The organism is Membranihabitans marinus (genome assembly GCF_019802045.1).
Lineage (GTDB): Bacteria > Bacteroidota > Bacteroidia > Chitinophagales > Saprospiraceae > Membranihabitans > Membranihabitans marinus_A.
This window is the reverse complement of sequence record NZ_JAHVHU010000012.1, coordinates 18,319-30,511: the sequence shown is the minus strand read 5'-3', so window position 1 is coordinate 30,511 and position 12,193 is coordinate 18,319. Positions and strand designations below refer to the sequence as shown.

9 protein-coding genes are annotated in these 12,193 nt (G+C 46.0%); 1 reads left to right on the top strand and 8 read right to left on the bottom strand.

The genetic code is table 11. From position 1 onward, the window contains the following. Positions 1–29: 29 nt before the first annotated feature. Entirely contained in the window at positions 30–1,199 is a 1,170-nt protein-coding gene (locus KUV50_RS13295; RefSeq protein WP_222580659.1) for a FecR family protein, read from the bottom strand. Between the two features lie 146 nt (positions 1,200–1,345). Here KUV50_RS13295 and KUV50_RS13290 point away from each other — a divergent pair, with 146 nt between their 5' ends. Then, positions 1,346–1,900 (top strand): RNA polymerase sigma factor, encoded by a 555-nt coding sequence (locus KUV50_RS13290; protein WP_222580658.1) that lies wholly within the window; start codon positions 1,346–1,348, stop codon positions 1,898–1,900. 215 nt (positions 1,901–2,115) lie between these two features. Here KUV50_RS13290 and KUV50_RS13285 read toward each other — a convergent pair whose 3' ends face one another. The 7 genes from KUV50_RS13285 to KUV50_RS13255 all read right to left on the bottom strand — a co-directional run bounded on the left by KUV50_RS13285 (position 2,116) and on the right by KUV50_RS13255 (position 12,189). Further along, on the bottom strand, positions 2,116–3,546 hold the full coding sequence (locus KUV50_RS13285) for a Gfo/Idh/MocA family protein (protein WP_222580657.1): 1,431 nt from the start codon (positions 3,544–3,546) through the stop codon (positions 2,116–2,118). 165 nt (positions 3,547–3,711) lie between these two features. Continuing rightward, positions 3,712–5,058 carry a Gfo/Idh/MocA family protein gene (locus tag KUV50_RS13280; RefSeq protein ID WP_222580656.1) on the bottom strand — a complete coding sequence of 449 codons (1,347 nt, stop codon included), beginning with the start codon at positions 5,056–5,058 and terminating at the stop codon, positions 3,712–3,714. A 78-nt stretch (positions 5,059–5,136) separates the two neighbouring features. After that, entirely contained in the window at positions 5,137–6,234 is a 1,098-nt protein-coding gene (locus KUV50_RS13275; RefSeq protein WP_222580655.1) for a glycoside hydrolase family 5 protein, read from the bottom strand. Between the two features lie 26 nt (positions 6,235–6,260). Further along, a complete protein-coding gene (locus KUV50_RS13270) occupies positions 6,261–7,187 on the bottom strand; it encodes a PKD domain-containing protein (protein WP_222580654.1) in 927 nt (308 codons plus the stop codon). Between the two features lie 31 nt (positions 7,188–7,218). Then, positions 7,219–8,193 carry a hypothetical protein gene (locus KUV50_RS13265; RefSeq protein WP_222580653.1) on the bottom strand — a complete coding sequence of 325 codons (975 nt, stop codon included), beginning with the start codon at positions 8,191–8,193 and terminating at the stop codon, positions 7,219–7,221. A gap of 132 nt (positions 8,194–8,325) precedes the next feature. Next, complete coding sequence (locus KUV50_RS13260) at positions 8,326–11,457, bottom strand: PVC-type heme-binding CxxCH protein (RefSeq protein ID WP_222580652.1); 3,132 nt, start codon at positions 11,455–11,457, stop codon at positions 8,326–8,328. Positions 11,458–11,523: 66 nt separating this feature from the next. Continuing rightward, the gene (locus tag KUV50_RS13255) at positions 11,524–12,189 is read right to left on the bottom strand and encodes a DUF1080 domain-containing protein (protein WP_222580651.1); all 666 of its coding nucleotides are present in this window, start codon (positions 12,187–12,189) and stop codon (positions 11,524–11,526) included. Positions 12,190–12,193: the final 4 nt, after the last annotated feature.

The window sequence follows — 12,193 nt, the reverse complement described above, 5'->3', positions numbered from 1 at the left end:
CGCGGCGTTTAGCGATTCCAGCTATTCATTCAATTTCCCTTCTGTTTTTTAATCCTTATTTGGGTATCATCCAATGATACAATCTCAATTCTCAGCATCCATTCCATCATTTCTTTTACCGTATCCCAATCTTTAAAGGGAACCCCAAAATTGACTCTTTTTGCCAGCAAGCTCTTGTCAACAACCTCAAAGCTCTTTCCATACAGATCTTCCAGGCTCTCCAGCATGACCCGGAATTCTACATCCCGAAAACTTAGCACGCCTTTCTTCCATTCACTCTTTTTCTCTTTCTGGTCAAACACCTTTTGAACCAATACGTCTTCTGAGGCAGAATAACTCACCCAGTCGCCCGGCTCCATGTGGATCACCTGGTCACCGTCTGCTGCTGTTTTATTGTTGGAACCTGTCACTTTTGATGTCCGATCCACATCGTTCTTTTTCGTATGGGCTTGTTGTTTATCCCGTGAACGCAAGGAGAGTTCGACTTTACCACTTTCCAGAAACACCTCAGTTTTTCCCCGTCGACGGGTTGTACTAAATGCAGTGCCGAGAACACGAATCTTCAGATCTGAAGTCAATACTTCAAAGGGCATCCGGGAAGAAGTAGTGACATGAGATCGAGCGGGGCTGGTCCTCACAGAGTCACCTACATCAATGTGCGACACATCAAAAAAAGCTTCCCCCTCCAGTTGAACAATTCGCATTCCATTTTGAACCCAGTCCTCATCCCAGGTCAACTTTGAATCCGCATTCAAATACACTTTGGTCCCATCATCCAATAAAACCTCCAGTTGCTCGCCGTAGCCCGTTTCATAGCTCACTATATCATTCTGATCTTCAGACCAGGTCGTGGCGAAATACACGCCAAGTAGAACAGCTGCTACCGCAGACCATTTCCATACCCGGCTCCACGCAACGTGAAGTGCTGGCTTCTTTGACTCAGCACGCGTTTCTTTAAGTTCATGCCATGTCAATTCATCCGGAATTTCATGATTACGGGATTCAATCCATGCTTTTGCCCCCATCAGATCCAGTGCGTCCGGACCGGAAGATTCCTTGATGTATTTCAACAACTCATCGCGCTCATCGGGCGTACAAGTCCGATCAAGGTATTTTTCCATTAATTTTTCGAGTCGTTTTTTATAGTAATTTCCCACTGGTTCTTTTTTCGGATGCGTCTCTACTATGGGTGTATTCACAACTGCAGTTCAGAGCACTTATCATCCCGTTCATTATAAGGACGACCTCGAGTGGGACACATACCAGTGATAAGCCAAGAATTTTGAAGTTTTTATTTTATTAGGATTGTCTTATATTTGCTTTTATACTATCTATAACTCTTATTATGAAAAAATCAACAAACGTCAAGTTCTTGTTTGAGCAATACAGGGATAGATGTTATGGTTTTTTCATTAAAATGTTAAGCGATCCGGAGTTGGCGAAAGACCTGACCCAGGATATATTCTTAACATTACTTCGTAAAAGATCGGAATTGACAAATGTCCGGAATTGGGATACCTACATTTATATCATTTGTCGAAACAGGGCTTATGACCACCTAAAGAAAGCAGGCCACGATAAGACCTATCGGGATTATTTGTTTCGCTACTGGAACGAACCGTCAAATATAGTTCAGCCCATAGCGGAAAAAAGAATGGATGCCACGCATTACAAAGAGATACTGGAACAATGTCTTGCAAAATTACCCGACCAGCAACGAGTGATATTCAATATGAGTAAAAAAGAGGGTCTTTCTCATCAGACGATCGCTGAGAAACTGGGCATATCACCGCTCACTGTACGCAATCACCTGCATCGGGCACTTAACAACATAAGGTCCTCCGTTCATCCGGATATGGAACTGGGTATACTGCTGGGAATCCTGGCATTGTCGATGTAGACATCAGGATCCCATGGTCCCTGGATCCTCCGTTGGCGGACATCATTCGTTCATGCCTTCCTTTTGTTCGGTTTTGTGTTAAAGGAGGGTGGAAATGAAACCTGCAAAGATAGTGCGACCTCGCTGAGACCGGAAATCATTTATTTTGCTAATTGCTAATTAACTGTGATTCTCTCCGGAGTCACTTTCGTTTGTTGCATCTGATACAATGGATTCTACACATTCAGACTGTATCCGTCCCGATATTTTCTCCTTACAAACTGATTTGCCTCATCAAAGTTAGTCACTTTCATCTGGTCCGCATCCCACATTAACTTTGTTCGTCCCGGATAAGATTCTTTTCCTTTGGCATCAGGTTTATCCAGATACCAGCTCCGGATCGCCAGATTTCCGATCAGAATACTTTCGGCAAAAGGGCCAGCAAATTCAAATGGAGAACTGGTTTCTTTGTTCCCGTATCCGGCAATACATGCATTCACCCACTGCAAATAGTGTCCTTCGGGCACCCGGGGAATGGTTTCTTGGGGCGTTCTGACCATATCCATCAACTTTGTAGGCAGCAATCGCGGGTTGTCTCCATAACAATCCATCAACAACTTTCCTTTGTCTCCGATTAACAGCACACCGCCATCCCAGTTTCCAAATTCTTCGCCAGGCAACAATTCTTCAGGCAATGGAGGCAATACACCACCGTCATACCACGAAAGCTTGATTTCTCCTTTACCATCCGTGCGGGGGTAAGTCAAATGAATGATGGATGAAGGCGGGAAACCATCGAGGTGCTTGATTTCTTCGCCATCGGGCGTCCAACTTTTGGGAATACTACATTCAAACTGCGATGGATACCTTATCGGTAGTATGCGAAATGCCGGATCAAGGATGTGACAGGCCATATCGCCCAAAGCTCCGGTTCCGAAAGGATACCAGGCCCTCCAACTCCATGGAACAAATACAGGATTATATTCTTGATACTGGGCAGGTCCCAACCAAAGATCCCAATCCAATGTGGACGGTACTTCAAAATTCCCTTTTGGCAAAGAAAATCCCTGAGCCCACACCGGTCGATTGGTCCAGGCATGAACTGTATGTACTTCCCCGATCAATCCGGCATTCACCATTTCATGTCCTTTCCGAACACCATCTCCGGAACCTCCCTGGTTTCCCATCTGGGTCACCACTTTGTATTTTTCAGCAGCTTTGGTCAACTGACGTGCTTCCCATATATCGTGGGTTAATGGTTTTTGGGTATAGACATGTTTCCCACGTTCCATCGCCGCCAAAGTAGCTACAGCATGGGTATGATCCGGTGTCGAAATCGAACAGGCATCGATATTGTCCTTCTCTTTGTCCAGCATCTCACGAAAATCATGGTAGTAAGGTGCTTTCGGGTATGCTTTCCGGGTTTTGGCTGCATTAACATCATCTACGTCGCATAGCGCAACCACATTCACATTTCCTCCTTTCACAAAACTGGCCAGATCAGACCGTCCTTTCCCGCCGGCACCTATCCCGGCCACATTGAGTTTATCACTTGGTGCGGTATAATTTTTTCCTCCGATCACATGCCGAGGCACGATCATAAAACCAGCGGAAGTAACTGCAGATTTCTTCAGGAAATCTCTTCGGGAATCTTGTGATTTTTTCATCTTATATTATTGGGTGATGTATACGGCCATTCAACGCTGAATGAATTCGGCATATAAGATAAAATTGATTTTCCAATTATAAAAACCCACTTCGCAATAAGGTCAAAAACCATGCAAAAAAGCAAGAATAATACTACACCTGATCCTTTCGATCTTTTGCTCTTCTTAAAGGGTTGGTTCCCAACCTTTCTCATACGTTCGTTTCCAATATTTTTTGGCATGACGGTCAGAAACCTGACCATTCTTCTCATTGACATCAAAATTTTTGCCGGAACGATAAGCCATATTGGCATAATGAACCATGGCCATGCTAATCGCAGCATCATCTATCGGTGCTTGCAATTTATCTTTCCCTCGTATGGTATTAAAGAAATTGATCACGTGGGTGGTGGACATATCTCCACCGCCACCCAATGCAGTTCCGGCTTCGTTTCCTCCTCCGGAACCTTCTTTGACTATCTTTCCTTTTCGGTCAGTCATTTCATATTTTGAACGATCCACAAAAACAGTACCCTCCGTACCGTAAATAATCGTCCCCCGGCCACGTCCGGCACGATAAGTGTTGTATCCATTTCGGCTTTTCCCATCCCACTGAATGACCTTGTCGTCAGCAAAATCAAAGGTGGCTTCCATGCTGTCATACATTTCCCAGCCATCGTTTTTAAACTGTCTTTTGAAAGCTCTCACGCTGGCATGTCGTGGGTAATCCACTTGCAACGCCCACCGGGCGATATCGAGTTCGTGGGTACCATTGTTTCCTGCTTCCGCTGTACCATAGTCCCACCCATACCAGTGCCAGTTATAATTCCATGTTTCGGAGGTATAATCCCTTCGCGGTGCAGGTCCCTGGAACAGTTCCCAGTCCAAACCCTGAGGAACCGGTGCTTTTTTCTGCACAGGTACTTCTCCCCGGCCATTTTCATAAAATGCCAAACCTTTGTAAGGTTTTCCGATAGCCCCATCATGGATCATCTTAATCACTTCGATAGTATGGTCGGAAGATCGTTGTTGGTTCCCCATCTGCACGACCTTGTCATATTTTTTCGCCGCCGCTACAAGTAGTTCGTTTTCATTCATATCATGACTACAGGGTTTCTCCACATAAACGTGTTTTCCGGCTTTTAAGGCCATGATCGAACCTGGTGCATGCCAATGATCCGGTGTAGCATTGATCAATACATCCACTTCACTATCAGCGATCACTTTTCGGATATCGTTTTCCAACTTGGGGTTGTAGTCGATGCTTTTTCTGAACCGCTCGAGGGCATTGGTGCGCTGGTGCTCCATCACGTCACACAGATATGACAGGTGCACATTGCTTTCCTTTCTCGCTATTGATTCTACGAAAGCGCCGTATCTCCGACCCAATCCGGCAATAGCAACATTCAACCGGTCATTCGCTCCGATAATTCGGTTATAACTGCTGGCGGGCATCGCCATCGCAGAGCCAGCCAAGGCCATACCAGCACTTCCAAGTGCTGTTTTCTTAATAAATTTTCTCCGTGTTGTCATACTGTTCAATTTTTCCTGATTCTAAAGGTAAATAAAAAAAGTTTAAATACCTCCATTTCAAGATCACACTGATTCAAGCTACTCACCGGAAACAATATCAATCAAAACCGAATTGGGCTGACCACCCCCGTTCACTAAGCCAAAATTATCACTCTTGTAGTTCCAGTTGGCGTACCCGATCTGGTTCTCCTCAAATAATTCAATCATATCCTGGTACCAACGCAATCGATCTTCGTCGGGCGCTTTTTTGATCACCCCAAACTCACCACAGTAAAGATCCAATCCATGGCGTTTTGCCACCTTTATAGCGGCGCTCCATTCCTCCAAAATATGCGATTTATCATACTCCAGCACCCTATAAGGCCCTATGACTGCATGAATACTATCGGGCAACTGGTCGTATTCTTCCTTTTCCAAAAGGACCCCCGGATAGTGCACCGGACCAGTGTAACTTCTCAATGCTGTCCAGCTGGCATTCCAATGCGTCAATAAAAATGGATCGTAATAGTGAAAGGTCAATATAATGTGCGGATCATTTTCCGGGATGTATAAATCTTCAAACGTAGCGACTGATTGCCAACGATTGGACCCGATCAGCAGGGTACGACGAGGCTCCTGCTCCCGAATACGGGCAACAGTGGTTCGCACCAAATCATTCCATTGGTCCGGTTCATCAGCGACCGGTTCGTTCATCAGTTCATAGGCAACCCGATTATTGGGATATTCCTTCAAGGCATTGGAAAGATCCATCCATAGTGCAACAAACTTTTCCTGCTCCACCGGATCCGTCCATAACGGATTATCCCCCGTATTGAAATAATGGGATCGTAAAATATGTAAATCCACGATAATCCGAAGATCATTTTCAACGCACCACTCTATACATTGTGTGAGTAACCGGAATGCATCTTGGTGGCGAACTCCGCTCGAATCCCACAATTGCTCTTCATCCACAGGCAACCGGACGTGATCAAATCCCATCGACTTGATATTCTGTATATCTGCCTGGGTAATGTAAGCTGCCCGGGCTTCCCCTCTCCGGTTGCTTTGAGATAACCAGTGTGCCAAATTCGTACCCCGGAATACTTCAAAATGATCCATGTCCTGGTCAGACTGAGAAGACGTACAAGCAGATAACACCACTAGTAATAAAAGTACCGCTAGTTTCAATTTCATTGGTTCCTCACAAATTTCCGTAATGACTATTTTGGAACAAAAGTCATGGTTATGCACAAAGATGGTTTATCGGGAAAGTCCTGATTGGTATGCTGGAACATAGACAACACCAGCTTATCTTTAGAAATTTCCCGGATCAGCACGGTACTCACATAATCCAATATCCCCATAAATCCACCATTCGTAAATGTCAGATAATCCACGTCCTCAAAGATGATTTTTTCATGTACAATTTCGCCGGGCGTCACTTCATTCGTGGCATCAATTTCAAAATCACCCGTCTGCCACTCCCAGGTTGTATTGTCAGGATTCTCTTCTTTGACGACGAAAATTCCATACGAAGAGGTCGCAACGATCTTTGATTGGCCCAATTCATTGAGCGCATATAACCAACCACTCAAAAAATTACCATTCACATTATTGACCTGGTATGTACCATCATGCTTAAATGTATACTCATTGTCATACTCCGCCTGTGCACCAAATGCAGCCAGGACATTGTCCGGAAACTTTAATATGTTGTTCGGGAAATTAGTTCGGATGATACCAGCACCATCTCCTGTAGAAGCTTTTGTGCTCAAGACCCAGGTCTTGCCATCTTCATTGTCCGGTCCCCCTGTCAAAAAATCCATTCGTGTGGTAATCACTACTTCCATAGAAGCAGATGCCTCCCCACCATCTCCAGTCACCGTGAGTGTTACCTCATAGGTCCCCGACTGTTCATAGGTGTGCTCGGGATTGAGTTCCGAACTGGTGCGGCCATCTCCAAAATCCCATGCATATGCGCTTGCATTCTCTACAGAAGCTTTGAAATAATACGTAAACACATCATTTTCGGATGCTTCTGCGGAGATTCGTACGGTCGGGGGTGGTGCCGGATCATCTTTTTCACACGAAAGAAATGCCATCATAACGAATGGAATGATAAAAATATAAATGATAAGTTTTTTCATGATAAAGTATTTTTGATTGAATGTTTTGTATTTAAATCTTAGTCGCCGTCACCTTCAGATTCATATCTGTCGAGGTAACCTGACCTGACAGCTTTGAATCGTCATACACTAGATTCAGCTTCATCGGAATGCCTTCGATATATATAGTGATGATAACCGTGTTGTCATCGACTTCGGTCTTCATAGCCCGGAAAACAGCTCCGGCCATTTTTACCTCACTTTGCAATTGATCACCCTGGTCACGAATGGTTAACACACCACTCTCATAGCCATAGGGCGCATCCTCCACCTTCAAATCATAGTCTCCCAAAATCTCTGCATCCGATTTTTCAATCTTTTTGGCATGCAATTCAAGATTCATATCTGTCGATACCACCGTACCATTCAACTCGGCGTCTTCATATCGAAGATCCAGTTTCATCGGAATGCCTTCGATGTATATGTCCATCAGAACCTGATTCCCCGACACTTCGGTTTTCGTGGCGCGAAAGACCGCACCAGCCACTTCTACGTTCCCTTGGATGCGCGACCCATTGCGTTCAATTCGGAGCGTCCCTTCACCGTATCCATAAGGGGCCCCTTTGACTTCCATTTCATATGCTCCGAAAAGCGCATCTTTTTCTTGGTTCATCTTTGAAGCGTACACCTCCAAATCCATACTGGAAGAGGTCACCCTCCCTTCCAAAATGGAATTTTTATATTCTAAATCCAATTTCATTGCAATGCCCTCAATATAAATATCAATGCGCACATTACTGCCGTTGATTTCAGTCTTGGTAGCGCGAAATACAGCCCCTGCCATTGCAATTTTTGATTCCAAGCGACCTCCAGTTTTTTCTATGCTGAGTGTCCCTTCTTCGTATCCATAGGGTGCTCCTTTGACCTCCAGATCGTAATTGCCCAATATTTCGTGGTTCATATTGAGTGGTTCTGCATTCGAATGCAGTTGAATCCCCAAAAAAAAGAACGTGAACACGATCGTGTTCCTTAAAATTCTATTTGCCATATTAGATCTGTTTAATGATTCAATTTTATTATTAATTATCACCAGGTGGATGATAGATCGGCGTAGGCACACCGGAATCCGATCATTCCAAATATCTTTCAATTTTCTTTCTTTTCTCTATTCCATCGAGCCTCACTTCAACGTTTTAATATAAGCCACCAGGTCTGCGACCTGTTGAGCGGAGTAATGTTCAATCAATCCCGACGGCATAAACGAACGTCCCGTCAAAAATCCTTCTTCAGCTATATCAGCTTTTGGAATGAAGGTCTTCGTGCCCCCCATAAAGGCGATGGTCGTACCCTGTGCATTCTTCTCGTACATATAGCCCTCCACTACAGAATCGTCCTTCTTCGTGACCCGGTATACATAATAACCAGACTCCACCGCTTCATCGGGCTCCAGAATGGCAGTTAGCAATGCCCGGGTATCCCGGTACGCTGAGCCATCCAATGCCGGTGCTATATCCTGACCCTGATCCCCGACCTGATGACAAAGCAAACAGGTCGTGAACAAGACCTTACCATTCGATGCCACGCCTTTCGTTTTTTCTGTCATCAATACAAATTTTTCTACCTTCTGACTTCCTTGCTTGGTCTCGACTTTCTGGTCTGCCTTCTGATTCATTTTTGACAATAAGGCCTCACTCCGTGGGTCGCCACTCAAATGATTCATCCGCTCCACAATGGGCATGGTGAGCATATGGGCTTTCACAGTTCCGGCATCAATGGCATCCAGCAAAAGTAGACTCCCCGTTTTACTCGATGAATAGATCGTGATCATCTCTTGCTTTTCTGAAGAAGACATCGACGGCCACCAACGTCGGAAAACACGTCCCCCGGCCTCTTTATCTGCCTTACTCAATATATTCAGTGCCGCCGATCGCGTCTCAAATGATATTTCTTTATCCCCGGCTACCGAGGCAAACACTTCCTTATTTTCCGCCGCCTTATTCGCCAGCGCCTTTAATACACCATCCGTGATCGTCCGGTTGCCCGTCTGTTTGAACAGATCCAGCAATAGGGCATTTCCTCCTTCCACATCCAGCTTATTAATCGACTCCAATGCCAGCATAATGCGTTCCTCTTTATCACTCTGAAGCATGGTGAGCACCGGTCTCTTAAACAGCTTGCCCACAGCACCAGACTGAATCCGGGATTGATGATCCAGCGCATAACGAATATAGCGTTCCGGATTCCCGGATTGATTCACCAATTGTTCTACCTTCTGATAAACCACCGGATCATCCGTCATATTCAGTACTCCTATGAAGGTCGACGCATCCAGTTCTTCCGGTGGTGACGAAGACCATATCTTCGGAAAAACCGCTTCCTTCTGACGATCCGGCAGCGCTAACATTGCCCACAATTTATTAGTGGTTGGTAATCCGGCTGATTCCCCGCTGATCAAATAATCATACAGCTGGTCCGAATACTGCTCGAGTGCTCTACGCGCCAGATACCGTTCCTGGCGACGCTCATACGATCCTCCCATTTCATTGCCCGGCAATTCCGGCTGACAGGCAGATATCAGCATTCTAATCACGTCCTGGTTGGCAGAACCAACCTCCCCCAGCGTACGCAACACCTGGGCCCGGATCTCTGGATTCCATGATGTCAAAAAAGGCTTCGTCAACCGAACCAGCTCATCCAACTCCGGTGAGAAGGCAATCAATGTCCGGATCGCTTCCCGCTGAAGATGCTGGGAAGACTCCCCCAGCAAGGTCTCCACCATCGACCGGTCGTAGTGCCCCAGACTTTCCAAAGACCACAATGCATGGATCCGCGTATATTCATCCTCGGTCTCATCCTTTACCATTTCCACCAAACGTGGAATTAATGACCTGGTCTGCCCCGAGGGCCGTTCCGCTATCTGACTCCAGGCCGCACGCCGGGCCCACAATGAGGGTGAACGCAAGTGAGTCGGCAACTCTTCAGTAGCCATTTTATAAAAATCAGGAATTGCTCTCGGCTCCTGGGACACGTGGCGAATCCGCCAGATCCGACCGTGGGATTTGTCCCGATCCGGATGCGTCGTGGCCACTTCGTTGTGCGATACAATCTTATTGTACCAATCTGCAATATACAAACACCCATCCGGACCAAACTCCATATTCACCGGCCGGAACCAGTCATCCGAACTCCGCAACAGATCCTGCAAATGTTCTGCTTCGATACTGCCGTCTTCATGCCGAACGATCCGCACCATGTTGATCGTGCTCGTAATCGGATTGGCCAAAAAGGCTACATCGTCGTACTCAGCCGGAAAAGACCCTTCCGTATCATCTGAAAACGCCAAACCCGACAAACCGGTACCACCCACCCGAAACGAATGCAGTTTCGGTACGAAAGGCTGATACGGACGGAGCCGGTCATTCCCGATCCCCGGATACGCCATCCCAGGCTGCATGGGGACTACTGAATACCCCAGATCATTGGCTTCAATACCGTACCACAACCCATTGTTCCGCAACTGAAGTCCCCAAATATTGTTTAATCCCGCATTTATAACTTCTATCTTCTTACCATCCTCCGTGAACCGTCCAATCTTGCTAAAGTCAAAACGCGCACTGGCATCACTGGTCAACGAACGTACATTCCCCTTATTCAGCGCTCCGTGGCTAAAGTGTACCCAATGGTTCGGTCCTTTGATCAGCGTGTGCGCCATCGTGTGGGTATCTGTAAATCCAAAACCAGTCAGCAGAGGAACGCGTTGATCCGCTTTCCCGTCATCATCGGTATCAATCAGATAAAACAACTCCGAGCCCTGCGCCACAAAAGCCCCATTCTTGTAGGGCAAAATGCTCATGGGAATCGTCAGATTGTCCTGCCAGACCTCTACCTTCTTTTCCTCTCCAGGATAAATCCCATCCAGGATCAATATCTGATCTTCCCCCGGCACTTTTCCTTCGAACCGATCTTTTAGCTTCTTAAAGGCCGGATGTTGCTTTTGCTTCTCTTCATCATCCATCAGTGCCAGCAAGTCCTGCCACTTGATATCAGACACCGGATCCATGGGGTACATCCGCGCCGTCTGTGTCCACAAACGCCCCGCATCGTCAAACGTAAGATCGATCGGATTCACAATCCCATCTTCTTCACTGGCCACCAATTCGATCACAAATCCATCCAACAAGTCAAATTGCGCCAACTGGTCGTTCGGATCCAAAGCCTTGGTTCGTTCTGACAGCTCCTGGGACCACAACACGAGCGGAAAAAATGCTAGAATTAATTGTAATATATGTTGCTTTCCTATTCTTAATCTCATAGCTAGATCTTTCTGTTTTTTGGGTGGTAAGGTTCTTGAAGCTCCTTTTTTACCGCTACCAATTGTTTATTCTTCTGAAAGTATCGTAATGGTGATGTCCCGGAACTCCACCATGGAATTTCCGCCGGAATGATTTTGCATCCCAATGATCCCTTTGCGGGGTATCGATGGATCCTCTTCCACATAACGCGCTACCTGAACCCCATTGATATAAGTCTCATGCAGGTCTCCCTGACAACGTATAATGTAACTATTCCATCCGTCTGCATTCAGTATCCGGTGCAGTACGCTGAGATCGCCATCGACCAACTTCCCTCGACGGTGCTCATCATAAATGTCACCCCAATACCCTTTTCCAATATCAGCCTGATAACCGATCATGCGGCCATCCCGAATTTGCGATCGGTACTGTATCCCACTGTTAATCATCCCCGTCATAGGATCTCCTGTTATCCGAAATAAACAGCGAAATTCAAAATCCTCGTACTCTTCGGTCGTGTGCAAATACGTGTTGGCTGGTATTTTATGCTTCCCGTCTCCGCCATATATCGTACTGTCTTTGACATACCACAATCCACGAAATGCCGGATTGGCTACATCCCAACCGTCTAAGGATACTCCGTCAAATAAAACCCGGATCTCAGGCATGGACTTATTCTGAGCCATCAAATGACTCCATCCCAACACCAGGATAAAGGCTAAAACTGTGATTCCAATTCTCTTACTAATCATGTCA